This is a genomic window from Stenotrophomonas sp. STEN031 (assembly GCF_056759975.1).
In genome coordinates, this window is record NZ_JBRREA010000012.1 from 12729 (window position 1) to 38274 (window position 25546).

23 protein-coding genes are annotated in these 25546 nt (G+C 64.1%); 7 read left to right on the top strand and 16 right to left on the bottom strand.

What is annotated here, in order from left to right; translation table 11 throughout:
- Nucleotides 1–175 precede the first annotated feature (175 nt).
- On the top strand, nt 176–3091 hold the full coding sequence (locus tag ACVOLQ_RS07745; RefSeq protein WP_481527606.1) for an EAL domain-containing protein: 2916 nt from the start codon (nt 176–178) through the stop codon (nt 3089–3091).
- A gap of 152 nt (nt 3092–3243) precedes the next feature.
- Here the strand turns inward: ACVOLQ_RS07745 and ACVOLQ_RS07750 are convergent, their stop codons facing one another.
- The 8 genes from ACVOLQ_RS07750 to purB all read right to left on the bottom strand — a co-directional run bounded on the left by ACVOLQ_RS07750 (nt 3244) and on the right by purB (nt 14653).
- Nucleotides 3244–3837, bottom strand: coding sequence for an LOG family protein (locus ACVOLQ_RS07750; protein ID WP_313169891.1), 594 nt, complete (start codon nt 3835–3837; stop codon nt 3244–3246).
- Between the two features lie 125 nt (nt 3838–3962).
- Nucleotides 3963–5387, bottom strand: a complete 1425-nt coding sequence (lpdA, locus tag ACVOLQ_RS07755; protein ID WP_312916695.1) for a dihydrolipoyl dehydrogenase — start codon at nt 5385–5387, stop codon at nt 3963–3965.
- A 130-nt stretch (nt 5388–5517) separates the two neighbouring features.
- Nucleotides 5518–6717, bottom strand: coding sequence for a dihydrolipoyllysine-residue succinyltransferase (sucB, locus tag ACVOLQ_RS07760; protein WP_282272073.1), 1200 nt, complete (start codon nt 6715–6717; stop codon nt 5518–5520).
- Between the two features lie 42 nt (nt 6718–6759).
- The gene (locus tag ACVOLQ_RS07765) at nt 6760–9591 is read right to left on the bottom strand and encodes a 2-oxoglutarate dehydrogenase E1 component (protein WP_481527607.1); all 2832 of its coding nucleotides are present in this window, start codon (nt 9589–9591) and stop codon (nt 6760–6762) included.
- A gap of 174 nt (nt 9592–9765) precedes the next feature.
- Nucleotides 9766–10671, bottom strand: a complete 906-nt coding sequence (locus ACVOLQ_RS07770) for a GNAT family N-acetyltransferase (protein ID WP_481527608.1) — start codon at nt 10669–10671, stop codon at nt 9766–9768.
- Complete coding sequence (locus ACVOLQ_RS07775) at nt 10668–12143, bottom strand: ribosomal protein uL16 3-hydroxylase (protein ID WP_481527609.1); 1476 nt, start codon at nt 12141–12143, stop codon at nt 10668–10670. The genes ACVOLQ_RS07770 and ACVOLQ_RS07775 overlap by 4 nt, the downstream gene beginning before the upstream one ends.
- A 263-nt stretch (nt 12144–12406) precedes the next feature.
- Complete coding sequence (locus tag ACVOLQ_RS07780) at nt 12407–12916, bottom strand: DUF3060 domain-containing protein (protein ID WP_481527610.1); 510 nt, start codon at nt 12914–12916, stop codon at nt 12407–12409.
- Nucleotides 12917–13270: 354 nt separating this feature from the next.
- Nucleotides 13271–14653: an adenylosuccinate lyase gene (purB, locus tag ACVOLQ_RS07785; RefSeq protein ID WP_313169903.1), complete on the bottom strand. Its 1383-nt coding sequence runs from the start codon at nt 14651–14653 to the stop codon at nt 13271–13273.
- A 204-nt stretch (nt 14654–14857) separates the two neighbouring features.
- Here purB and ACVOLQ_RS07790 point away from each other — a divergent pair, with 204 nt between their 5' ends.
- The gene (locus ACVOLQ_RS07790; protein ID WP_481527611.1) at nt 14858–16267 is read left to right on the top strand and encodes a class II fumarate hydratase; all 1410 of its coding nucleotides are present in this window, start codon (nt 14858–14860) and stop codon (nt 16265–16267) included.
- 218 nt (nt 16268–16485) lie between these two features.
- Here ACVOLQ_RS07790 and ACVOLQ_RS07795 read toward each other — a convergent pair whose 3' ends face one another.
- From ACVOLQ_RS07795 to ACVOLQ_RS07825, 7 genes are all read right to left on the bottom strand, one after another.
- Nucleotides 16486–16914 (bottom strand): hypothetical protein, encoded by a 429-nt coding sequence (locus ACVOLQ_RS07795; protein ID WP_481527612.1) that lies wholly within the window; start codon nt 16912–16914, stop codon nt 16486–16488.
- 69 nt (nt 16915–16983) lie between these two features.
- On the bottom strand, nt 16984–17568 hold the full coding sequence (locus tag ACVOLQ_RS07800; protein WP_481527613.1) for a DUF2884 family protein: 585 nt from the start codon (nt 17566–17568) through the stop codon (nt 16984–16986).
- Nucleotides 17569–17597: 29 nt separating this feature from the next.
- Complete coding sequence (locus tag ACVOLQ_RS07805) at nt 17598–18422, bottom strand: DUF4097 family beta strand repeat-containing protein (protein ID WP_313169910.1); 825 nt, start codon at nt 18420–18422, stop codon at nt 17598–17600.
- Between the two features lie 21 nt (nt 18423–18443).
- Nucleotides 18444–19424, bottom strand: a complete 981-nt coding sequence (locus ACVOLQ_RS07810; protein ID WP_313492987.1) for an ABC transporter permease — start codon at nt 19422–19424, stop codon at nt 18444–18446.
- Nucleotides 19421–20293, bottom strand: coding sequence for an ABC transporter ATP-binding protein (locus ACVOLQ_RS07815; RefSeq protein WP_481527614.1), 873 nt, complete (start codon nt 20291–20293; stop codon nt 19421–19423). Before ACVOLQ_RS07815 ends, ACVOLQ_RS07810 begins: the two co-directional genes overlap by 4 nt.
- Nucleotides 20290–20652 (bottom strand): GntR family transcriptional regulator, encoded by a 363-nt coding sequence (locus ACVOLQ_RS07820; RefSeq protein WP_062166162.1) that lies wholly within the window; start codon nt 20650–20652, stop codon nt 20290–20292. The genes ACVOLQ_RS07815 and ACVOLQ_RS07820 overlap by 4 nt, the downstream gene beginning before the upstream one ends.
- Before the next feature lie 3 nt (nt 20653–20655).
- On the bottom strand, nt 20656–20898 hold the full coding sequence (locus ACVOLQ_RS07825) for a hypothetical protein (RefSeq protein WP_313169916.1): 243 nt from the start codon (nt 20896–20898) through the stop codon (nt 20656–20658).
- Nucleotides 20899–21026: 128 nt separating this feature from the next.
- Between ACVOLQ_RS07825 and ACVOLQ_RS07830 the strand changes: the two genes are divergently transcribed.
- From ACVOLQ_RS07830 to ACVOLQ_RS07850, 5 genes are all read left to right on the top strand, one after another.
- Nucleotides 21027–21593 carry a glutathione peroxidase gene (locus ACVOLQ_RS07830; RefSeq protein ID WP_313169918.1) on the top strand — a complete coding sequence of 189 codons (567 nt, stop codon included), beginning with the start codon at nt 21027–21029 and terminating at the stop codon, nt 21591–21593.
- A gap of 85 nt (nt 21594–21678) precedes the next feature.
- Nucleotides 21679–22659 (top strand): FKBP-type peptidyl-prolyl cis-trans isomerase N-terminal domain-containing protein, encoded by a 981-nt coding sequence (locus ACVOLQ_RS07835; RefSeq protein ID WP_481527615.1) that lies wholly within the window; start codon nt 21679–21681, stop codon nt 22657–22659.
- Between the two features lie 25 nt (nt 22660–22684).
- Nucleotides 22685–24034: a UDP-glucose dehydrogenase family protein gene (locus ACVOLQ_RS07840; protein ID WP_481527616.1), complete on the top strand. Its 1350-nt coding sequence runs from the start codon at nt 22685–22687 to the stop codon at nt 24032–24034.
- Complete coding sequence (locus tag ACVOLQ_RS07845) at nt 24027–24266, top strand: SlyX family protein (RefSeq protein ID WP_313169923.1); 240 nt, start codon at nt 24027–24029, stop codon at nt 24264–24266. Before ACVOLQ_RS07840 ends, ACVOLQ_RS07845 begins: the two co-directional genes overlap by 8 nt.
- A gap of 8 nt (nt 24267–24274) precedes the next feature.
- Nucleotides 24275–24940 carry a DUF2058 domain-containing protein gene (locus ACVOLQ_RS07850; RefSeq protein WP_481527617.1) on the top strand — a complete coding sequence of 222 codons (666 nt, stop codon included), beginning with the start codon at nt 24275–24277 and terminating at the stop codon, nt 24938–24940.
- Between the two features lie 67 nt (nt 24941–25007).
- On the opposite strand, the gene ACVOLQ_RS07855 is transcribed toward ACVOLQ_RS07850, so the two are convergent.
- Entirely contained in the window at nt 25008–25544 is a 537-nt protein-coding gene (locus ACVOLQ_RS07855) for an NMCC_0638 family (lipo)protein (protein WP_481527618.1), read from the bottom strand.
- Nucleotides 25545–25546: the final 2 nt, after the last annotated feature.

The window sequence follows — 25546 nt, forward strand, 5'->3', positions numbered from 1 at the left end:
AGCGTAGTGGCTGGTTGGGTTTCTGCCTAGCTCCGCAGCAGTCCCTGCCAAGGCATATTCATTTATGTGAAAACCAATCTTTTTTCTGGAACGCACTGCCCTTGACCGCTGTGAAAGGTATGCTGCGGGATCAGGGGGGAGTTCCGGCACACCGGGACCCAGAGAGAACGGATACATGTCGTATAGCGAGCTTGACGCGCGGATTGAAGCGCCGCGCGCCGATTCATTTTCGCCGGTCACCCAAGCGGTGGCGACATTGCAGGGTTTGTTGCACCACGCCAGCCCCGTTGCGCTGGCGTGGCGCGACGGGGTGCTGGGCGAGGGTGGATGCAGCGTCCCGGAATCTGCCGTCGACCTACGCCAACTGGCGCGCGGGCGGCTGATGGGAAAGGCTGCAGGCCTGCCTCCCGGCTGCCAAACGCTGGAATGGCGTGGTGACGATGGGGCCGAGTGCGTATTGCTGATCGACGCCGGACCGGCGCTGCCTGCGGTGGACCGCAGAGCCTGGCAGGGCGCGGTGCGGATGATGATCGGATCAGCCATGGAGCTGATGCGCCAACGCCGGCAGATAGACGAACTGCAGCGCTCCAAACAGCTGCAGAAGGCCTTGTTCGAGATCGCCGACCTGGCAGGTGCGGACCTGGCCATGACGGAGATGATGGCGCATTTCCATCGCATCCTCGGTTCGCTGATGTACGCCGAGAACTGCTACATCGTCGAGTGCGATGAGGAGCAGCAGAGCCTGGAGTTTCTGTACTTCGTCGACACCCATGACAGCTATCTGCCTGAGCCGGGTCGCCGCTATCGCTATGAGGAAATGCCGGCCAGCCTGACCTTCGCAGTACTGCGCAATGGGCGGGCGCTGAGTGGACCCTCGCGTGAACTGGCCAAATACCTGGAACACCCCTGCGAGGTGTCGGAGGGTGTGGAGAGCACCGACTGGTTGGGCGTGCCGATGTGGCGCGACAACCGCGTTTGCGGGGCGATCGTGGTGCAAAGCTACGTCGCCAATGCGTGCTACGGCGAGGAAGAGCTCGCATTGTTGAACTTCGTTGCCAAGCACATCCTTACCGCCATGGATCGCCATCAGGCGCATGCACAGCTGGAACAACGCGTCTGGCAGCGTACCCAGGATCTGGAACGCATTAACAACCACCTGCAAGGCGAGATCATCGAGCGGCGGCGCGCGGAGTTGCTGCAGGCGGCGCTGTTCAATATTTCCGAACTGGCACTGAGCGGCAAGACTACCGGCGAGTTCTATACGCAGGTGCACGAGATCATCGGCCGCCTGCTGGATGCCAGCAATTTCTACGTGGCAATGGTGACCGAGGACGCTGCGGGCATCGAGTTCGTCTATTCGGTTGACCGCTTCAACCGCGAGCGCGCTTCGCGCGTCTTCAGTGACGGCTTGACCGAGTATGCGCTGCAGCGCCGCGAGCCGGTGTTGTTGACGCGGGCGGACATCGACACGTTGATTGCCGCGGGGACCTTGAAGGAATTTGGTGCCAAGTCGCAATGCTGGTTGGGCGTACCGCTGTTCAGTGACGAGGAAGTGGTCGGGGTCATCGCCGTACAGAGCTACAACCCGCAGGTGGTGTTCAGCGCGGATGACCAGCGCCTGTTGGTGTTTGTCGCCCGTACCATCGGCAACAGCCTAGCCCGCCAGCGTGACCAGCAGCGCTTGGTGCAGGCCCATGCCGACCTTGAGCTGCGGGTGACCGAGCGTACCCGCGAGCTTGGCGAGGTGAACCAGAAATTGCTGGGGCAGATTGGCGAACGCATGCGCGCCGAGCAGCGCCTGACCCATCTGGCCATGCACGACGTGCTGACCGGCCTGCCAAACCGGCTGCATCTGCAGGATCGCCTGGAGCGCGCCATCGAGAATGCGGAACTCGGTATTGCCCCGCACTTCGCGTTGCTGTTCCTCGATCTGGATCGCTTCAAATGGGTCAATGACAGTATCGGCCATGCAGCCGGCGACCAGATGCTGGTCGAAGTGGCACGGCGCCTGGTTGGCCTGGTCCGCGGCGAGGATGTGGTGGCGCGACTGGGCGGCGATGAGTTTGCGTTGCTGGTGCACTCCGACCGCGGTTCGACGGCGGCGATGGATCTGGGCCGACGCCTGCTCAAGGCGCTGGAAGCACCGATGTGGGTGGACGGGCGCGAGTTGTTCCCGTCGGGAAGCATTGGTATCGCAGTGTGGGATGCGCGCTACACCTCTGGCGCGGATCTGCTGCGTGATGCGGATGCGGCCATGTACCGCGCCAAGCTCAAGGGCCAGGACCGCTGCGTGATGTTCGACGGCGCGATGCACGACGAAGCCATGCGCAGCCTGGAACTGGAAGCGGACTTGCGCCGGGCGATCAAGAAGCGTGATTTCCTGCCTTATTACCAGCCCATCGTCTGCCTGCTCGATGGACGGGTGGTTGGCCATGAGGCGCTTCTGCGTTGGCAGCATGAGCGTCGCGGCGTGTTGCTGCCTGGCCAGTTCCTGTCACTGGGTGAGGAAAGTGGCCTGATCGAACAGGTGGACTGGCAGATCTATGAGCAGGTGATGGAGGACATGGCGGCGTCGTCTGTCGGCTATATCTCGGTGAATGTCTCGCCTCGTCACTTCCGTTCGGTTGAGTTCGCGCCACGCCTGCTGGGAATGCTGGATGCGGCGGGTGCGGACCCTGCGCGGCTGCGCGTGGAGATAACCGAGATGGCCTTGCTGGACGACGAGCCACGTACCTTGCGTGCCCTGCACCAGCTGCGCGAACGCGGTGTTGTGGTGCAGCTGGATGACTTCGGCACCGGCTATTCGGCGCTGTCCTATCTGCATCGGTTCCCGATCAGTGCATTGAAAGTGGACCGTAGCTTTGTCGCTGGCCTGCACGATGAGGGAAGCAGCAGCACGCTGGCCCTGGTGCAGGGCGTGCTGTCGCTGGCACGCACGCTGGGCATCGAGACGATAGGCGAGGGCATAGAGGACGAACGCCAGTTGCAGACGCTCAAGGAGCTCGGTTGCAACTTCGGCCAGGGCTACTTGTTGGGCTACCCGGCGCCGTGCGAGCAGAGCCTGCAGCGCAGGAAGGCTGCAGGGTTGTAGGAGCGACGCAAGCCGCGAAGCCACCAATCCATCCGGTGCGTATCAGTTGCAATTGCACGATGCGCGTTTGCTCTTGAGCGCGGAATGTATGCGACCTGCATGGTCTACGAGCTTCGGGGCTTACGCCGCTCCCTCAAAAGCTCGGCGGTTCATCAACGCAGCGCGTTGCGTTTCTTCTCGTCGAACCACTTGTCGGCCTGCGCCGGCGAGTAGTTGCGCATCCATTCCAGCATCTGCGTCGGGTCTTCGCCGTACCACAGGTCCTCGCGCTGCTCCGGGTGCAGGAAGCGCTCGCTGACCATGGTGTCGATCATGCCGATCAGCGGCTGGTAGAAGCCGTCGATGTCGAGGAAGGCGCAGGGCTTGTGGCCGATGCCGAGCTGGCGCCAAGTCAGCATCTCGAAGATCTCCTCGGCGGTGCCAAAGCCGCCGGGCAGGGCGACGAAGGCATCGGACAGGTCGAACATGCGCGACTTGCGCTCATGCATGGAGCCGACGATTTCCAGTGAGGTAACGCCCTTGTGCGCCACTTCCATGTCCACCAGGTGCTGCGGGATCACGCCGGTGACTTCGCCGCCGGCCGCCAGCACGCCATCAGCCACCGCGCCCATCAGACCGGTGCGGCCGCCGCCATAGACCAGGCGCAGGCCTTCGTTGGCGATGCGCTTGCCCAGTTCGGTGGCGCGTTCGACATAGACGGGCTTGGCACCGGGGTTGGAGCCGCAATAGACGCAGATGGATTTCATGGGTTGTTCCTGATGGATGGGAAGAGGTGGTCGTTCTGCTGCCGATGAATGCGCAGGCAGACCGGGGAATACAAAAGCAAGAAGGCTCCGCCGGGGCGGAGCCTTCAGGTCACAGGCCGTGGAGCTTAGTTGGCCTTGTGGATGGCGCGCTTGGTCACTGCCATCGCCGCGTCGTGCACTGCCTCGGACAGCGACGGGTGGGCGTGGCAGATGCGGGCCAGGTCATCGGACGAGCCGCTGAACTCCATGGTCAGCACACCTTCGTGCACCAGCTCGGAGACATTGGCGCCGACCAGGTGCATGCCCAGCACGCGGTCGGTTTCGGCGTGTGCCAGCACCTTGACGAAGCCAGCCGGCTCCACCATGGCAACGGCACGGCCGTTGGCGGCGAACGGGAAGCTGCCGGCCTTGTACGGGATGCCTTCGGCCTTGAGCTGGGCTTCGGTCTTGCCGACCCATGCCAGTTCCGGCTCGGTGTAGATGACCCACGGGATGGTGTCGAAGTTGACGTGGCCCGGCAGGCCAGCGATCAGCTCGGCCACGGCGACGCCTTCCTCGAAGCCCTTGTGGGCCAGCATCGGGCCGCGCACGCAGTCACCGACCGCCCACACGCCATCGACGCCGGTGTGGCAATGGTCGTCGACCACGATCTGGCCACGCTCGTTGAGCTGCACGCCGGTGCCTTCGGCCAACAGGCCCTTGCTGGCGGCGCGGCGGCCAACGGCCACCAGCAGCTTGTCGACGGTCAGGGTCTTTTCGCCCTCGGCGTCGGTGTAGCTGACGATGACTTCCTCGCCCTTGATCTCGGTCTTGGAGACCTTGGCGTTGAGGCGGATGTCCAGGCCCTGCTTCTTGAATTCCTTGGCGGCAACCTTGGCCACTTCGGCATCGGCGGCAGCCAGGAACTCCGGCAGTGCTTCCAGGATGACCACTTCCGAACCCAGGCGCTTCCACACGCTGCCCAGTTCCAGGCCGATCACGCCGGCGCCGATCACGGCCAGGCGCTTGGGCACTTCGGTGAAGTCCAGCGCGCCGACGTTGTCGACGATGTGCTTGCCATCAAACTTGGCGAACGGCAGTTCGATCGAATCCGAACCGGCGGCGATGATGACATTGGTGCCCTTGAGCTCGACTTCCGAACCGTCGTGCTGCTTGACCTTGACCACGTTGCCGGCCTGCAGCTGGCCGAAGCCGTAGTAGGTGGCAACCTTGTTGGCCTTGAACAACTGGGCGATGCCGCCGGTGAACTGCTTCACGATGGCGTCCTTGCGGCCGACCATCTTGCTCACGTCGATCTTGGCGTCGTTGAAGCTGATGCCGTGCTGATCGAAGATGTGGCCCATGTTCCAGTACTGGCGCGAGGAGTCCAGCAGCGCCTTGGACGGGATGCAGCCCACGCGCAGGCAGGTGCCGCCCAGGGCCGGCTTGCCGTCCTTGCCCAGCGCTGCGTCGATGCAGGCGGTCTTCAGGCCCAGCTGCGCGGCGCGGATGGCGGCGTGGTAGCCGGCCGGGCCGGCACCGATGACGACGACGTCGAATTGTTCAGCCATTTGAGATTCCTTGGTACCAATCCCTTCTCCCTGCGGGAGAAGGTGGCGCATAGCGCCGGATGAGGGTGCGGGAGGGCCGAGGCCCTCACCCCAACCCCTCTCCCGCAGGCGGGAGAGGGGCTCAGAGCTGTTACAGACCGAACAGCATGCGGCCCGGGTTTTCCAGCTGGTTCTTGATGTCCACCAGGAACTGCACCGAATCCTTGCCGTCGATGATGCGGTGGTCATAGGACATGGCCAGGTACATCATCGGTGCGATCACGACCTGGCCGTTCTCGGCGATCGGACGGTCCTTGATGGCGTGCATGCCCAGGATGGCGCTCTGCGGCGGGTTGACGATCGGGGTCGACATCAGCGAGCCGAAGGTGCCGCCGTTGGTCACGGTGAAGGTGCCGCCCTGCAGTTCTTCCAGCGATAGCTTGCCGTCACGGGCCTTCTTGGCGTAGTCGGCAATGGCCTTCTCGATGTCGGCGAACGACATGCGCTCGACGTTGCGCAGCACGGGGGTCACCAGACCCTTGTCGGTGGACACGGCGATCGAGATGTCCGAGTAGCCGTGATAGATGATGTCGTCACCATCGATCGAGGCATTGACCAGCGGGAAGCGCTGCAGTGCGTTGGCAGCGGCCTTGACGAAGAAGCTCATGAAGCCGAGCTTGATGCCGTGGGCCTTGACGAACTCTTCCTGCAGTTCCTTGCGCGCAGCCGAGACCTTGGACAGGTTGACTTCGTTGAAGGTGGTCAGCATGGCGGTCGAGTTCTTCGACTGCATCAGGCGCTCGGCGATGCGCTTGCGCATGCGGGTCATCGGCACGCGTTCTTCCGGACGTGCACCGCCGGCCTTGCCGACGCCGCCGTTGCGGGCGAAGTTGACGATGTCTTCCTTGGTCACGGCGCCGTGGCGGCCGGTGCCGGACACGTCAGCCGGGTTCACGCCTTCGGTGATGGCCGAGAAGCGGGCGCCCGGGGGCAGGGCATCGGCAGCCGACTTGGCAGCCGGGGCCGGAGCAGCGGCAGCAGCCGGAGCGGCGGCGGCCGGGGCAGCAGCCTTCGGTGCTTCGGCAGCAGCAGCTGGAGCGGCAGCGGCAACCGCGCCTTCCTCGATGATGGCCAGGATCTGGCTCGAGGTGACGGTGTCGCCTTCCTGGAACTTGATTTCCTTCAGCACGCCATCAACCGGCGCCGGTACTTCCAACACGACCTTGTCGGTTTCCAGGTCGAGCAGGTTCTCATCACGCTTGACGGCCTCGCCAGCCTTCTTGTGCCAGGTGGCGATGGTGGCGTCGGAGACGGATTCGGGCAGTACCGGTACTTTGACTTCGGTGGCCATTTGGCTGATTTCCTGGTTTCGTTTTCTTGTGGAAAAGGGGGCTTATTCGGCGTAGTTGTCGTCGATCTTGTTGACCAGCGCGTCGGCGAGCAGCTGTGCGAGTTCGCGCAGGTGATCGGACATGTGGCCAACGGCAGGCGACGGAGAACGCGGGCGACCGGCATAGTGCAGGGACTGGCCATCGGCCACGCATGCCTGCAGGTGGTGCTTGATCTGGTACCACGCACCCTGGTTCATCGGCTCTTCCTGGCACCACACGACGTCGGTGGCCTTGCCGTACTTCTTCAGCTCGGCGGCCAGCGCCGGGCGCGGGAACGGGTAGAGTTGCTCGACGCGCACCAGTGCCACGTCGTCCTGGCCACGCTTGGTCATGTCTTCCAGCAGGTCGTAGTAGACCTTGCCCGAGCAGACCACCACGCGCTTGACCTTCTTGGCGTCCGCGGTGGCATCGCCGATCAGGTGCTGGAACTCGCCATTGGCCATTTCGTCCAGGCTGGACACGGCCAGCTTGTGGCGCAGCAGCGACTTGGGCGACATGACGATCAGCGGCTTGCGGGTGTCCATGCGCATCTGGCGACGCAGCATGTGGAACGCCTGGGCCGGGGTCGACGGCACGCAGACCAGCATGTTCTCCAGTGCGCACAGCTGCAGGAAGCGCTCAAGGCGCGCCGAGCTGTGTTCCGGGCCCTGGCCTTCGTAGCCGTGCGGCAGCAGCAGGGTCAGGCCGGAGATACGGCCCCACTTGGCTTCACCGGAGGCGATGAACTGGTCGATCACCACCTGGGCGCCGTTGGCGAAGTCGCCGAACTGGCCTTCCCAGATGCACAGGGTGTTGGGATCGGTGGTGGAGAAGCCGTACTCGAACGCCATCACGGCTTCTTCGCTGAGCAGCGAATCGATGATGGTGGCCTGTTCCGGCGACTCGACCAGCTGACGCAGCGGCAGGTAGTAGTTGTCGGTCTTCTGGTCGTGCAGGATCGCGTGACGGTGGGTGAAGGTGCCGCGGCCCACGTCCTGGCCGACCAGGCGCAGGCCGTTGCCTTCGTCCAGCAGCGTTGCGTAGGCCAGGTTTTCGGCAAAGCCCCAGTCGCCGAGGATTTCGCCGGCGGCCATCTTGCGACGGTCGTCGTACACCTTGGCAACGCGCGAATGCACTTCCACGCCTTCCGGAATGGTGCTGATCATGGTGGCCAGCTGGGTCAGCTTGCCCATCTCGACCTTGGTGCTGACCGGGTCGGACAGCTTGCCGGACAGGTACTTCGGCCAGTTGACGAACATCTTGCTGGTAGCCGGGGTCTTTTCGACCGTGGCCAGCTCGGTGGTGACTTCACCGGAGTCCAGCTTGTTGCGGTAGGTGTCGACCATTTCCTTGCCGGCGCCGGCGGCGATCACGCCTGCGGCTTCCAGCTGCTCTGCGTAGAGCTCGCGGGTGGTCTTGTGCTTGCGGATCACCTGGTACATCAGCGGCTGGGTGATCGCCGGCTCGTCGGCCTCGTTGTGGCCCCAGCGGCGGTAGCAGACCAGGTCGATCACGACGTCCTTGTGGAACTGCTGGCGGAAGTCATAGGCTAGCTTGGCCGCGAACACCACCGCTTCCGGGTCGTCGCCGTTCACGTGCAGGACCGGTGCGGCGACCATCTTGGCGATGTCGGTGCAGTACAGGGTCGAGCGCGAGTCGTCGCGGTTGGAGGTGGTGAAGCCCACCTGGTTGTTGATGACGATGTGCACGGTGCCGCCAACGGTGAAACCGCGGGCCTGCGACATCTGGAACAGCTCCATGACCACGCCCTGGCCGGCAAATGCCGCGTCGCCGTGGATCAGGATCGGCATCACCTGCTTGCGTGCGGTGTCGTTGCGGCGTTCCTGGCGCGAGCGCACCGAGCCGGCAACCACCGGGTCGGCAATTTCCAGGTGCGACGGGTTGAAGGCCAGTGCCAGGTGCACCGGGCCGCCGTCGCTGACCACGTCGGCCGAGAAGCCCATGTGGTACTTCACGTCACCGGCAACGGCGCGGTCGTCGTGCTCGAACTTGCCTTCGAACTCGTCGAACAGCTTGCGCGGGTTCTTGCCCAGGGTGTTGACCAGCACGTTCAGGCGGCCGCGGTGGGCCATGCCGATCACCACGTCCTTGACGCCTTCCTTGCCGGCGTCACGGATGATGGTGTCCATCATCGGGATCAGCGAGTCGCCGCCTTCCAGCGAGAAGCGCTTCTGGCCGACGTACTTGGTGTGCAGGTAGCGCTCCAGGCCTTCGGCGGCGGTCAAGCGCTCCAGCGTGCGACGCTTGGTGTCGGCATCCAGGTTGTAGTTGCCACCGGCAGCCTCGAGGCGCTGGTAGAGCCACTGGCGCTGCTCGACTTCGGCGATATACATGAATTCGGCGCCGATCGAGCCGGTATACGTCGCCTTTAGGCGTGCAACCAGATCGCGCAGCTTCATCCGCGGCTGGCCGCCAACACCGCCGGTGCTGAACTCGTCGTTGAGGTCGGCATCGCTGAGGTGGTGGAAGGGCAGGCCCAGGTCCGGCGGATTGACCGGCGGGGTCAGGCCCAGCGGGTCAAGATTTGCGCCGAGGTGGCCGCGCGAGCGGTAAGCGGTGATCAGGCGGCCGACATTGCGCTCGCGCTCGTCGCCGGAACCGGCGTTGCCGCCGACCTTGCCAGCATTCTTTGCGGCTTCGGTGATGTGTGCGATGGCGGCAGAGTGCGGCACATCGCCAGCTTCGCGGCCTTTGAAGCCGTCAAAGTAGGACTTCCACTTGGGGTCCACACTGTCCGGGGAGACGAGGTACTGTTCGTACAGGTCCTCGACATAGGAGGCGTTGCCGCCGGCGAGCTGCGATGATTGCGCAAACTGCTTCAGTAGATTGTCCACGATGGAGAGTCGGATTCACTTGTGGGGTAGTTCTGGGAACCGGCGGACCTGTTCTAGCGTCCCGCGCGGGCGTGTTCTAACCACGAAATTATACCCCTCACTGGACAGGAAGGGGCACCTACACTGTCCCGCGCATTAATACCTGACTGGGGCTTGTCCTGCCCCGGTCAATGCTCAGACACCTAGTACGCGAAGCCCGTTGCAATCACGTGAACGCTCCCAGATGCGCTTGAACAGCAGCTCCTGCTGCTGGGCGCGGGCGGGGCTGTCCAGCGCCAGTTCGCCTTCGACGCGGGCACCTATTGGACGAAAGTAGCAGTCGCCCTGATCGTTGCTGATCGCCGCCGAGGCCACCTGACAATCCGCCGGGTCTACCGGTTCACGCAGATGGAACACACTGGGCAGGCGCTGCACCAGTGCGATGAAGGCCGCAGACAGGGCGGGCAGGTCGGCTTCGTGCAGCAGCACGTGTACCTGCTTATCGTGACGGGCGGTGGCAAACCGGCGCAGGGCGTCCAGTACCAGGGGCTGGGCGAGCAGGGCGTCATTGCCACGCAGCTGCAGGTACAGATGACGGCGTGCAGCGTGGATCACCGCTGCTGCCGCCGCCCGGGCCTGATCCGGGTCCTGCACCCGCATTGCTCCGTCCAGACGCCGGCGCATGGTCTGGTGATCGATGCCGGCTTCTTCAAATTCAGCACCTTCCGGCAGAAACCCGTTACAGGCATAGAAGTCGCGGGCGTGCAGTTGAGCGTGCAGGCTTATTTCGCCCCAGCCGCGCTTGCGGGCGGCGCCCAGTAGCGCATTCAGCAAGGACTGGCCTACGCCTTTGCCACGCCAGGCGGCCAGTACCGCCATGCGGCCGATGCGCTGATCCGGGGTCAGGCGAGCAGCGCCGATGGCCTGGCCGTGTTGGTCCAATGCCAGGGCGTGGTCGCTGAGCGGGTCCAGTTCGTCGATTTCCAGCTCGGCCGGGACGTTCTGCTCGCTGACAAATACGGTATGACGCACGCCGTGCAGCAGGGCCTGCTGCACGGCGTAGTCGGCGATCTCTACATGGAAGATCGCAGCTGGACTCATGCCGACGGGGTTTCCGCGTCGTCTTCGTCCTCTTCTTCGCCGTCGTCGCAGATCACCACGACTTCGACACCTTCCTCGTTGACCATGACGGTCTCGATGCTGGCGCTGGACGGCTCGCCGTCACCGGCTTCGCTGTACTCGATGACCTCGATCTCGACTTCCGGAGCGTCGTCTTCGTCGTCGAAGTCCTCGTCGAAGTCTGTTTCTTCGGCATCTTCCAGCACTTCAAGTGCGTCCTGCTCGGCCAGCATGGCGGCGATGGTGTCCACGTCCAGCAACTGGTAGTGGCCGCCGATGATCAGCTCCATCAAGGCGTCACGGCCCTTGTTGCTGAGCTTGTTGAACAGGCCGATATCGATCTGCTCGGCGCCGGCCAGGGCCTGCGCGTCCTTGATCGACAGCTGGAAGGCCAAGCCCGAGCAATACAGCGAGGCGCCGCGGGTGGCGCGGCGCCAGGCCAGGCGGGCCCAGGGATGGCGTTCGAGCACGCCGCCGTTTTCCAGCTCGGCCTGGACCTCTTCCGGCGACGGCGGTGCCTGCGAAGGCAGGATGTCGCCGGCGGCACGGTAAGTGGTGATGAAGCGACCGAACCAGTTGCCGAGGCGGTCCGGATCGTTCATGCGCAACGCATTGAGCGCGGCAACCACCCGCTTCATGGCGGCGGCGTCGATTTCGTTCGGGTCTTCCGGCAGCTTCAGGTCCGGGTCCTGGAAGCGGATCGATTCGTCGGCATCAGCGACCAGATCGTCCAGGTAGTCGCTGATCAGCTCAGCCGAGGACGGTGCACGCATGCCGAAGGAGAAGGTCAGGCAGGGGTTCACGGCAACGCCGTTGTGCGGCACGTTCGGCGGCAGGTACAGCATGTCGCCCGGGCCCAGCACCCAGTCGTGGGTGGCCTTGAACTTCTTCAGCAGCTTCAGCTCGACGTCGGGTCGGAACTCCAGCGACGGGCGCTTGCCCTTGGTCGACTCGCTGGCGTCGATCTGCCAGCGGCGCTGGCCATGGGCCTGCAGCAGGAACACGTCGTACTGGTCGACATGGGCGCCAACCGAACCGCCGGTGGCGGCAAAGCTGATCATCACATCGTCCATACGCCAGCGCGGCAGGAAGTTGAAATGCGAGGTCAGGGCACGGACTTCCGGGTCCCACTTGTCCACGTCCTGCACCAGCAGGGTCCAGTCGTGGTCGGGCATGCCGGGGAAATCTTCTTCCTGGAACGGCCCGGTGCGCAGGGTCCAGCCGTCGGTGGCGCGGTCATGGCTGACGATACGGGCCAGCGCGCCTTCCTCGCAGGCCAGGCCGGCCAGGTCTTCGGGCATCACCGGGGTTTCAAAGTCCGGGAAGGCAGCGCGGATCAGCAGCGGGCGCTTCTGCCAGTAGTCGCGCAGGAAGGTGGCCGGGTTCATGCCCAGCGGCAGCCCGGGCTTGGCCTGGACTTCGATCGGATAGGTCTTTTGCTTGCGTGCAGCCATGGGGGAAATCCTTTGCAGCGGAGGTCGAACAGGGGCGCGCGATGCGCGCAGGCGGCTATTGTCCCCTTGTTGACGGCAATACGCACCGTGGGCGACTGATCTGGATCAAATAGGTAGGGCGTCAGGTAGTGCCGAGCCATGCTCGGCAATGGTCTGCCCGATGGCTCCCGCCGCAGGGGCACTGTCGGGAATGCTTCAGCGGCACCGGTGCTATTGCTGGGAAAGCCCCTGCCGAGCATGGCTCGGCACTACCGGGCGGGTGGTCAGATGACCCGGTTGCCGGTGCCGCTGTCCTCGATCCTGGGCTCGCTGCTGGCGTTGACGGTATTGCCGGTGCCGCTGAAGCTGACCTCGGCGGTCTCGTTGACCAGGATCATGTTGTTGTTGCCGCTGACGTCGATGCGGCGGGCATTGGTCAGGTTGAGGACGTTGTCGCTGCCGACCACGCGGACGGTGTCGACCTGTTCGTTGAGCACGGTGAACTGGCGGCCTTCCACGGTGATGGAGCGGGCCTTGCTGACATTCAGCGAGCCATTGGAGGCCGTCACGGTGACATCGCCACATTCGCCGTCGATGACCTGGCTGCTGTTGTCGTGGCTGATGCGCAGGTTCTTGCCGTCGCACAGTGCGCCCGCGCCTGGGTCGGTGAGGGTGCTGGCTGCCGGGCCCGGGGTGGCCGCCGGCGCGACTATTGCCGGTGCGGGCGCCGGTTTGTTGCAGGCGGTCAGGCTGAGGACGCTGGCAAGGATGGTGTAGAGCACAGGCTGCTTCATCAGCGGTTTCCGGGCTGAGGGGTCAGTCCGATGCTGTCAGAGCGGCTGCGAAGGTTTCATTACGTGGGTGGGGCGTTGATGAACAAGCGCAGGCCAGTAGCGCTATGGAGGGTCGTCGCCTCCGCCCTGGATTCCATTCCGGTCCCGTAGTTGTGGGAGTTACGGGGGCGCGGTGGCCGGGGGCGTTGCCGAAGTGCCGGCCTTCTCCCTTCTCCCGTTCACGGGAGAAGAGCCTGTCCCCACGAAGGCGGATGAGGGCAGCTTTGGACCTTGTCCGGTTTCGCAGACGGCCCTTCTCGCCTCACAGGTCGAAGAAGGGCGCTGCCCGATCCCGCATTACCGCAGGTTTGCGGCTCAGATCGCCTTGGCCAGATCCGCAGCCAGGCCGGCATAGCCACCCGGGGTCAGCTCGCGCAGGCGCTGCTTGGCATCGGCCGGCAGTTCCAGGGTTTCGATGAACTCGCGCATCGAATCGGCGGTGATGCCGTGGCCGCGGGTCAGGGCCTTGAGCTGCTCATAGGGGTTGGGCAGGCCGTGGCGGCGCATCACCGTCTGTACGGCTTCGGCCAGTACTTCCCAAGCGGCATCCAGGTCGGCGTCCAGGCGCTCCGGGTTGACGGTCAGCTTGCCCAGGCCCTTGGCCAGCGACTCCAGGCCCACCTGGGTGTGGCCGAAGGCGGTGCCCACGGCGCGCAGCACGGTGGAGTCGGTCAGGTCACGCTGCCAGCGGCTGATCGGCAGCTTGGCGCTGAAATGCTCGAACAGCGCATTGGCGATGCCGAAATTGCCCTCGGCGTTCTCGAAATCGATCGGGTTGACCTTGTGCGGCATGGTCGAGGAGCCGACTTCGCCTTCCTTGAGCTTCTGCTTGAAGTAGCCCAGCGAAATGTAGCCCCAGATGTCGCGGGCCAGGTCGATCAGGATGGTGTTGGCGCGGCGCGCGGCGTCGCCGATCTCGGCAACGTTGTCGTGCGGCTCGATCTGCGTGGTGTAGGGGTTGAACACAAGGCCCAGCGAGGTGACAAAACGCTCGGCGAAGGCCGGCCAGTCCACGTCCGGGTAGGACACGACATGGGCGTTGTAGTTGCCAACGGCGCCGTTGATCTTGCCGGTCAGCTCGACCGCGCCGATCTGGCGGATCTGGCGCTCCAGACGGGCCACGACGTTGGCGATTTCCTTGCCAAGGGTGGTCGGCGAGGCGGTCTGGCCGTGGGTGCGCGACAGCATCGGCTGCGCGGCCTGGGCATGGGCCAGCTGACGCAGCGCGGCGGCGATGCCGCCATAGGCCGGCAGGACCACCTTTTCGCGGGCTTCGGCCAGCATCAGGCCATAGGACAGGTTGTTGATGTCCTCGCTGGTGCAGGCGAAATGCACGAACTCCAGCGCCGGGGCCAGCTCGGCATCGTCCTTGAGCTGTTCCTTGATGAAGTACTCCACGGCCTTGACGTCGTGGTTGGTGGTGCGCTCGATTTCCTTCACGCGGGCGGCGTTGTCGACCGAGAAACCGTCGGCCAGTGCACGCAGCTTGGCCTTGCCGCTGGCCGAGAAGTCAGCCAGCTCGGCGATGCCCGGCTCGGCGCCCAACGCCAGCAGCCATTCGATCTCGACCTTGACGCGGGCCTTGATCAGGCCGTACTCGGAAAAGATCGGGCGCAGTGCGTCGACCTTGCCGGCATAACGGCCATCAAGCGGGGACAGGGCGAGCAGGGCGGCTTCTTGGCGGGACGTATCCGTCATGGCGGCGTGCAGTTGGGCAGTGGCGGGGGCGCATATTCTACGCTGCCCGGGCCATCGCCGTTGCCGGGCCGTTCTGTCCCATCGGCCGCGGATGTGTTTGCCCGGGCAGGCGGGTATGGTGGGCGTAGCCGCCAGCCCGGGAAATCTGCCCACCGCCAGCCGCAGCTTTCCCTTCCCCAACAATGAGATTGTGCGGAGTTGATGATGAGCAAGGTTTCCAAAGCAGGTTTCCGGACCGAACACGACAGCATGGGCGAACTGCAGGTGCCCGCCGAGGCCCTGTGGGGCGCGCAGACCCAGCGCGCGGTGCAGAACTTCCCGGTATCCGGGCAGCGCATGCCGCGCGCCTTCATCCGCGCGCTTGGCTTGATCAAGGGCGCCGCTGCCGAGGTCAACACCGGCCTGGGCCTGCTGCCGAAGGGCGTGGGCAAGGCGATCCAGTCCGCGGCCACCGAGGTGGCGATCGGCGCCCATGACCAGCATTTCCCGATCGACGTGTACCAGACCGGTTCGGGCACCTCATCCAACATGAATGCCAACGAGGTCATCGCCACCCTGGCCAACCACAGTGGCAAGGCCGGCAAGACGGTGGTGCACCCCAACGACCACGTCAATCTGGGGCAGAGCTCCAATGACGTGATTCCTACTGCCATCCGCGTCTCGGCCCAGCTGGAAACGATGGAATCGCTGCTGCCGGCGCTCAAGCACCTGCGCAAGACCATCGACAAGCGGGCGCGCGGCCTGGGCAAGATCGTCAAGACCGGCCGCACCCACCTGATGGATGCCATGCCGCTGACCTTTGCCCAGGAGTTCGGCGCCTGGTCGGCCCAGCTGGCCTCGGCCGAAGGGCGCATCGAGGACGCCTTGAAGCGCCTGCGCCGGCTGCCGCTGGGTGGCACCGCTATCGGCACCGGCATCAATGCCGACCCACGCTTTGGCGGCAAGGTCGCGCGGGCGCTGTCGGCCAGTACCGGGGTCAAGTTTGAAAGTGCAGCCAACAAGTTCGAAGGCCTGGGCGCGCAGGACGATGCGGTGGAGCTGTCAGGTCAGCTCAATGCGCTGGCGGTGGCCCTGATCAAGATCGCCAATGACCTGCGCTGGATGAATTCCGGGCCGCTGGCCGGTCTGGGCGAGCTGGAGCTGCCGGCGCTGCAGCCGGGCAGCTCGATCATGCCGGGCAAGGTCAATCCGGTGATTCCGGAAGCCACCGTGATGGTGGCCGCGCAGGTCATCGGCCACCACACGGCGATCACCGTGGCCGGGCAGACCGGCAACTTCCAGTTGAACGTGGCGCTGCCGCTGATTGCCGCCAACCTGCTGGATTCGATCCAGTTGCTGTCCAATGTGATGAACCTGCTGGCCGACAAGGTGTTCGCCGGCCTGGTGGTCAAGCAGGAGCGGGTGCGGGAGGCGCTGGCGCGCAACCCCATCCTGGTGACGGCCCTGAACCCGATCATCGGTTACGAGAAGGCGGCGGCGATTGCCAAGCGTGCCTACAAGGAGCAGCGGCCGGTGCTGGACGTGGCGCTGGAAGACAGCGGCTTGTCCGAGGCCGAGCTGAAGCGGCTGCTGGACCCGGCGGCGTTGACGCTGGGCGGTATCCACGATCATTGAGGAACGCAGTGCCGGCACATGGTCGGCATTGCCCAGCTTTACCCCCTCCCTTTCGCGCAGCGAAGGGGAGGGCTGGGGAGGGCTTGGCTTTTGAGCCTTTCGGGTGGTGGCAGTTTCGCGGCGCATGCCGCTTCTGCAGGCTTCGTTGGTAACGCCTCTGCCGAGCATGGCTCGGCACTACATGGCGTTAGTCGAGTTGCCTGGGGTGCGGCTGGGGCTCAGCGTATGGCGCGCAGGTTGGCCAGCGCTTCGTCGTACTTCTCGAACTCGGGAATGTGCTTGGCCAGGTCCGGTGGGAATGGCGATTGGCCTTCGGGGATCTGCAGCGGTAGCGTGCGCTGCTGTGCCAGCGACGGATCGGCGTCCACCAGGGTGTTCTGGCGCATGATCTGCAGCTTGACGAAGCTGGTCTGCAGCATGGCCTGCTGCTCGGCATTCAAGGGGATGACGATGTCATCCACGCGCAGGCGGCCGTCGGGCAGGATGTCCAGATTCGGGTAGGGTGCGCGACGGATCGCGATGCGCTCCAGCGTTACCTCGGTCTTGGGTTTGCTGCGCTCGCTGCGGTGCTCGGCGTACTTCTCACGATCACAGCCCGTCGCCAGGGTGGCGAAGGCAACGAGGATCAGCAACAACAGTTTTTTCATGGCGTCGGCACAACAACGGCGGGGGCGGCCATTCTACCGCCCCCACCAGACACCGGTCAGGAACGCAGATCAGGGGATCTGGACATTGCCATCGCGGCAGTCGTCGATATCGCCCTGGTCCATCTTCGCGTACGGCTTGAACTCGGGCACCGCCGCAGCCAGTTGCTGCTGGGTGGCCATAAGCGCCGGCAACTGGTCGCACAGCTTGGCGGCACTGGCCTTGATCTTGTCCGCTTCGGCATTGATGCGTGCTTCGATCTGCTCGGAGTTGCCAGAGAAGATGCCCTTGATCGCCTCGCCCGCGGCCTTCGCACCCAGGTTGGCACCTTGCACGCCGATGTCGATGCCGGCTTCGGCAATGCCGATCATCTGTGTGCGATAGCGCAGGGTGATGGCGCGTTGGCTGTCATTGAGCGGGATGGATGCGCCGTTGATCAGCAGGTCGCCGGTTGGGGTGAGCTCGACCTTGGCGCCATCGGAGCCGATGCTGATATTGCCTTCGGCCATTTCCTTGCGGGCCTTGTCAGTGGCTTCGCGGACCTTGGCGCCAACGGTGGTGTCGGTCGCCGGTGCATTGGCGGCCGGCTTCTCGCCGCAGGCGGCCAGCGGGAGTGCCAGCGCCAGGGCGAGCAGGGATGCGTTGAGGATCTTCATGGTGTGCGTTCCGTTGCGATTGGAAGGAATTAGCGTTTCTTGGGCAGATCGACGGCGCCGCTGATGCCGGAATGATTCACCGAGCCGCTGCCGAGCCGGTCCACCTTGAGGCTGGCGGCGCCGCGTACATCCAGGTCGCCAGAGCCCAGCGAACCCAGGCTCACCGCGCCGCGGCTGTCACGGACGTCGACATCGCCGGAGCCAATGCTCTCAATGCGCACCGCACCCTGCACGCCCTGCAGTTCAAGGTCGCCCGAGCCCACGCTGCCAACCCGGGCATCGCCGCGCACGCCGTTGATCTTTGCATCGCCCGATCCGACCGACAGCAGGTACAGCGCGCCGATGTTGTGGAACTCGACGTCACCTGAGCCGACCGCGGCCGTGGCCAGGCCCCGGATGTCACGTGCACTGACATCGCCGGAACCCACGTCGGCACTCATGCTTTGCGCGCCGGCCAGCGAGGCATCGCCGGAGCCGACCTTCAGCTGGACCAGGATGTCGTCAGGCAGGCTGCCGGTCAGGTCCAGATAGGCATAGGTGTTGCCCAGGTTGATGTTCAGCCCTTGGCTCTTGCGCTCCAGCGTCACCACCAGCTTGTCGCCGACCTTGCGTTGGCTCAGCGACAACTGCTCCAGCAGCGCCTGGCTGGAGGCACAGGCGCGCCCGCCGAGGGCGGCTTTCGCGCCGGGGCTGGCCTGCAGGCGCAGGTCATGGCTGTTGACTTCGAACACCACGGTCTTGCTGCCGCCCAGGTCCAGGTTCAGCGATTGCGGTGCGGTAAAAGCGCAGGGCTGGCTGGCGAAGGCGGCGCCCGGGGCCGCCAGCAGTGCGGCCAGTACAAACGTCTTGTGCATGTACATTCTCCCGATCAAAAGTCAGATGTCGTCGCGACGGCGGCGCAGATAGATGGCGGCGACGATGAGAGCGATGCCAACAATCGCGCCAATCCAGATATCCGGGTTGGAGACTACCTTGCCAAGGCTGTGGTGCTGCAGCAGCCATTGCACCAGATCGGCTGGCGTCTGCACGTCGTTGTCACCGAGGTTGGTGTCGGTCAGGCCGCGCGGCAGCCACGAAGACGGGAATACGCTCAGCAGTCCACGATAGGCAACGGTGTACCAGATCCAGCCCAGTGGCAGCTTCACGCCTGGCATGGCGCCGAGGATGCTGAGCATGGTGCAGGCCAGCAGCGGCAGCAACACCGCCCACAGGAACGGCTTGCTACGCACCAGTGCCGAGCAGAACATCAGCCAGCCCACGGTTGGCAGTGCCCACAGCAGGCTGATCGGCAGGGTGCCCAGGACCAGCGCAAGGATCCGGAACGGGTGCGAGTGGGTAGCAATGGCCCAGGGACTGGTGGCGCCGGCGCCCGCGGCGCCCAGCATTGCCACCACCCACAGCACCAGGCCAACCGCCAGGCCAATGGCCATCGCGATCAACGGTGCCAATACCAGGGCCCAGGCCGCTTTGGACAGGACGGTCTGGGTGTCGGACACCGGCAGCGATTTCCAGAACAGCACGCTGCGGTCGCGGCGGTCGTCGTAAAGGCTGCCCAGCGCGTAGAAGAACACCACGAAGGCCAGGATCAGTGATGCCAGGAAGATGCCAGCCAACAGCAGGCCATCGCCGAAGGCGCCCATGACCTTGAGGTATTCGCTGGCATCGCCGGTGTGGTTGATGCCGTCGGAACTGCGGGCGGCGAACACACCGATCAGCGCGCCGATACTGGCGAACAGGATGGCGATGCCGCCGGTGATGACCTGGGCCCAGACGAAACCGCCCCGGTTTTCCCAGTATTCACGCTTGAGCAGCCACTTGAACTTGCCGAGCGGGGTGATGTTGTGAACGGCGTTCATGCGTAGGTTCCCTTCATGGTGGCCACGAACAGGTCGGCCAGGCCGGGGGTGCGGATTTCGCCCATGGCGGCGAGTTGGTTGCGGTTGGCGCCATCAAACAGCAGCACGGTCTTGCCGAATGGCAGGGAACGTTCTTCGATCGGCGCCAGGGCGCGCGCTGCCTGCAGCGTGTCAGCCGAGGCCAGCAGCTCGGTGTAACGCTCGGCCAGGGCTTCCATGTCCGAGGACAGCACGATCGAGCCATCACGGATGAACAGCACATCGGTCAGGATGTGCTCGATCTCTTCCACCTGGTGGGTGGTGATGATGATGGTCTTCTGTTCGTCGAAGTAATCCTCCAGCAGGCGCTGGTAGAACTCCTTGCGGTACATGATGTCCAGGCCGAGGGTGGGCTCGTCCAGCACCAGGATCCTGGCGTCGATGGCCATCACCAGGGCCAGGTGCAGCTGCACCACCATGCCCTTGGACATCTCGCGCACGCGCTGCTTGGGGTTGAGCTTGGTATTGGCCAGGAAACGCTCGCAGCGGGCGCGGTCAAAGCGCGGGTGCACGCCGGCGACGAAGTCGATGGCTTCCCTGACCCGCAGCCAGCGCGGCAGCACCGCGACGTCGGCAATGAAGCAGACATCATTCATCAGCTCGTCGCGCTGGCTGCGCGGATCCATGCCCAGTACCTGCAGGTCGCCTTCGAACGAGGTCAGGCCGAGCAGGGCCTTGAGCGCCGTGGTCTTGCCGGCACCGTTGGGGCCGATCAGGCCGACGATGCGACCCGGTTCGATGGTGAAACTTGTGTTGTCCAGCGCTGGCTTCTGCTTGTAAGCCTTGCGCAGGCCCTTGGCGGAAACGACGGCTTCGACGGCGGCGTTCATAGAGTGGTCCCCGGTGGCAGCAAATCTTTCATGGTCAGGCCCAGGCGCTGGATGCGCTCCAGCACGGCCGGCCATTCGTCATTGAGAAAACGGTCGCGCTCGTTGCCGCGCAGCTTCTGGGCGGCTTCTTCGGTCATGAACATGCCGAGGCCACGGCGCTTCTCGACCAGGTTCTCGTCGGCCAACTCCTGGTAGGCGCGTGAGACGGTGATCGGGTTCAATTGGTACTCGGCCGCCACCTGGCGCACCGATGGCAGGGCGTCGCCCGGCTTCAGGATTCCGTCCAGCATCATCGCGATGACGCGATCCTTCAGCTGGCGGTAAATGGGAGCGCCATCGCTCCACTGGATATCGCTCATGGGTCAGCTCCGCGAATTCAGCTGTGCGAAAGAAAAATAAGGCATCGAAAGGCTGGTCCGCATACGCCGGGCCGGTCGTTTCGTTTTGGGGCTTTCGTCGGCATCCTGCCCATCACCACCCACCTGGGCTGCATAATCCCTGGCATCGGCCAGGCCGTTGCCGAGGGAACTGGAGCAGCCCAGCAACAGCAAGGTGCCTGTGACCATCAGTGCGTGGAGAGCGTGTCTGCCGTGCTTGGTGTTCATGGAGGCCCTGTGTAGGGTGGCTGGTGTTGTATGCAACTATAACACCGACACGCCGACATGCAACTGGTTCTGACCCAACTGATGGCCTATGCCATTCCAACCCTGCTCGTGGCGTCGAGGAGACTCCGATGAAGATTCGTAATTTATTGATTTCAATTGCCTTTATTGCGGGTTCCGGTGCTGCGTTGGAAGCGCTGGCGGGGCCGTTGCTGGATCGCAATTACCGTTCGTTGGCTGGAAAAGACGAGATCAACCTGAATCGCGCGTATGGCGGCAAGGTATTGCTGGTGGTCAACACCGCTTCCAAGTGCGGGTTTACCCCGCAATACGAGGGGCTGGAGGCATTGCAGCAGGAACTGTCGCCACGTGGTTTTGCCGTATTGGGCTTTCCGTCCAACGATTTCAAAGGCCAGGAGCCAGGCAGTGAGGCGCAGATCCAGGAGTTCTGCACGCTTACTTACGGGGTGAAATTCCCGATGTTCCAGAAGGTCCATGTAATCGGACCGGAGACGACGCCGCTCTACCAGGACCTGACCCGCATCAGCGGCGTGGCGCCAGCATGGAACTTTCATAAATATCTGATATCCCGCGATGGTCAGGTGCTGGCACAGTTCCCGAGCCGGGTGAAGCCGGATGATCCCGAACTGCGGGCGGCGATCGACCGCGCGCTGGCCGCACCAGCACCACAGCGCTGATGCGCCTCGACATCTGCGGCGTGCATGCGACAATGTCGCCCCTCGCGCCGCCGGTGGCGTTTGTTCACTTCCAGGAATGCAGCGAATGAAGATGGGAAAGCGTGGCGCGGTTGCGTCGCTTCTGATTTTGGCGATGGCGGCCCCCGGGGTCGTTTTTTCGCAACAACCTGCCGCTGCGGCGGCGACCAAGGAGAAGTCTGTTTTGACCTCGGATCGTGAAAAGATTGGCTATGCCATCGGTATCGACGTGGCCAGCTCGTTTGAGCCGATTGCCTCGGAAGTGGATGTGGCTGCCCTGCGCCGTGGCGTGGAGAACGCGTTTGCTGGCGGCCAGCCGCTGCTGTCGCAGGAAGAAGCTCAGAAGACCGATCAGGCACTGCGTACCTTGATGATGGTGCGTTCGGGTCAGCAGGTTCCGGGCATGGCGCCGGGCAGCCAGCCGCCGTCGGTGGACCGCGAAAAGGTCGGCCTGATGCTGGGCAGCTTCGCCGTGGGTCCGTCGCTGGCACGCATCCAGAAGGACATCGATCTGGATTCGGTGTTCCAGGCTGTCAGCACCGTGTTCGCCAAGGGCACGCCGTTGATGACCCACGAGCAGGCACAGGGCGTGCTGCAGGCATTCAGCGCCACCAAGGAAGCTGAAATGAAGGCCGAGGCCGGCAAGGCAGCGCAGACCAACCGTGAAGAGGGCAATGCCTTCCTCGCCAAGAACAAGACCCAGCCGGGCGTGGTGACCACCGCTTCGGGCCTGCAGTACCAGGTGCTGCGCGCCGGCAGCGGCGAGCGCCCGATGGCCAGCAGCCGCGTGCGTGTGAACTACGAAGGCAAGCTGCTCAACGGCGAAGTGTTCGACAGCAGCTACCAGCGCGGCCAGCCGGTCGATTTCGGCCTGGACCAGGTCATCAAGGGCTGGACCGAAGGCGTGGCACTGATGCCGGTAGGCTCCAAGTACCGCTTCTGGATTCCGGGCGAACTGGCCTACGGCGAAGCCGGCACCCAGGGTGGCCCGATCGGCCCGAACGCGACGCTGAGCTTCGACGTCGAATTGCTGGGCATCATGCCGTAAGGCTGATCACGGAGTAGGCGCAACCATGCGTGTAGCTATTTTCGGCACCGGCTATGTGGGTCTCGTTACCGGAACCTGCCTGGCGGAAGTAGGACACGATGTGGTCTGCGTCGATATCGACCAGGCCAAGGTCGAAGGCTTGGGGCGCGGGATCATCCCGATCTACGAGCCTGGCCTTGAGCCGATGGTGAAAGCCAACCACGCTTCCGGGCGCTTGGCTTTCACCACCGACGCGGCGCAGGCCATCGATCATGGCGAAGTGGTTTTCATCGCGGTAGGTACACCGCCCGATGAAGACGGCAGCGCCGACCTGCAGTACGTGTTGGCGGTTGCTCGCACCATCGGCCGCCATCTGGCGCGGCCGACGGTGGTGGTCAACAAGTCGACGGTGCCGGTTGGCACCGCGGACAAGGTTCGTGCCGCCATCGCTGAAGAGCTGGCGGCACGTGGCCTGGAGATCGCTTTCGATGTGGTCTCCAATCCCGAATTCCTGAAGGAAGGCGATGCGGTCGCGGACTGCATGCGCCCGGATCGCATCGTCATCGGTGCCAGCAGCGCGCATGCGGTGACGGTACTGCGGCGCCTGTATGCGCCATTCAACCGCAACCGCGACCGCGTCGTGGAAATGGACGTGCGTTCGGCCGAGCTGACCAAGTACGCCGCCAATGCGATGCTGGCGACCAAGATCAGTTTCATGAATGAAATTGCCAATATCGCCGAGCGCGTAGGCGCCGACATCGAACAGGTACGGCAGGGCATAGGCTCTGATCCACGCATCGGCTGGCACTTCATCTATCCAGGCGCCGGCTATGGCGGCTCCTGTTTCCCGAAGGACGTTCAAGCCTTGGCGCGCACCGCCGCCCAGCATGGTCATCAACCACAGTTGCTCAACGCGGTGGAAGCCGTGAATGCGGCGCAGAAGGGCCATCTTTTCGAGCTGATCCAGCGCCACTATGACCGCGGCGAGGACGAGGGGGTGCGCGGCAAGACCTTCGCTGTCTGGGGGCTGGCCTTCAAACCCAATACCGACGATATGCGCGAGGCCCCGAGCCGCCGCGTATTGGCGCAGTTGTGGGAAGCCGGCGCCAGGGTGCAGGTGTTCGATCCGGAAGCCATGGCCGAGGCGCGCCGCATCTTCGGCGAGCGGGACGACCTGGTGTTCTGTGATTCAGCCTTTGCAGCATTGCATGATGCCGATGCGCTGGTGGTGGTCACCGAGTGGAAGCAGTTCCGCAGCCCCGACTTCGCGCGTATGCGCGAAGCACTCGGTGATGCGGTGGTATTTGATGGCCGTAACCTCTACGACCCGGTTGAAATAGAAGCCGCCGGCCTGGCGTATTACGGTATTGGTCGAGGACGTTCCGTACATGCATGAATCAACTTCCGAACAGCGCGAACAAGCGCTGGAAGCACGCCTGGTTGAGCTGGAGATGCGCGTCTCCTTCCAGGAGCACGCCCTGGCGGAGATGAGTGAAGCGTTGGCCGATGCCCGTATGCAGGGCACCCGCAACGCCGATCTGCTGCGCCACCTACTTGATGACCTGGGCAAGGTGCGCACGGCGTTGTACGCCGATGCTGCCGACGAACCACCGCCCCCGCACTACTGATATTTCCTATGAGTGACAATATTCGCGACCAGCTGCTCGGGCTGGGTTTCAAGCCAGCTCCCAAGCCGGAACGCAAGCCGGAAGCGCGCCGTGACGGCCGCTCGCAGGGCAAACCGGCGCAGGGCAGGCCGCAGGCGGGCAACAAGCCTGCGCATGCGGGCAAGCCGAGCCAGCACGGCAAGCCTGCGCATCCGGGCAAGCCCGGGCAGGGCAGGTCGCAGCAGGGGCCGCGCAAGCCGCGCTCGCAGGAAGATATCGACCTGGCCAAGGCTTACGCGATCCGTGCGCAGAAGGAGAAGGACGAACGCATCCAGGCCGAACAGGCCAAGCAGGAAGAGGCGCGTCTGCGACGCGAGGCCCGGGCCAAGCTGGATGAGCTGATCAAGGACAAGGGCCTGAACGACCCGAACGCCGACATCGCACGTCACTTCCCGTACGGCGGCAAGATCAAGCGTATCTACGTCAACGCCGAACAGCTCAAGGCGCTCAACGCCGGCGAGCTCGGCGTGCTGCAGCAGAACGGTCGCTACCTGCTGGTCACGGCCGAGCTGTTGGCGCAGGCCGAGGCGATTTTTGCCCAGGCGGTGGCGCTGAAGGTCGACCCGAATGCTCCTGCAGATGCTGATCCCTACGCCGATCCGCAGTACCAGGTGCCGGACGATCTGGTCTGGTAGGGCCTGGGATCATCCAGCGGGAACGAAGAGACAGGCTTCTGGCCTGTCTTTTTGTTTTTGGGGCCGATCAGGGTTCGTTGTCTGGAATCCGGCCGACACTGACGATGGCGCGGATATGTGCGTGGGCTGCGTTGTTCAGCGCCATATGCAGGTAGATGTCGGTGGGGTTCTCGGGGTCGAACAGGGTATAGGCGTGTTCGTCCCAGCCGGATTCCCCGGTGACGGGCTCCCACTCGACCTTGTATCTCTCTTCGGCCATCTTGCCGAAATCAATGAAATCGGTGGCGATGGTCGCGGGGTCGCCACTGATGGCCGTCATCGTGCAGATGCCTTGGTCGAAGAGGGCAAAGCCGTACAGCTTGTCCTCGTTCGTCAACAGCCAGGCCCGACCTTTGCGGCCCTTGAGGAAGTTCTCTGCAGACCTGCCTTCCAGGCGCTGGGCTACGCTGTCCAGCCTGGCGGTCAATTCCGTGGGTTTGTCCAGGTACTGGAAGCAAGAGGCGACGAACCCGGGGATCGTCTGGTCTGCCTCGGCGTGGGCCATGACCGGTGCGGCAAGCAAGGCGGTGGCCAACGGGATGGATCGCAGATAGTGCAGATTCATGA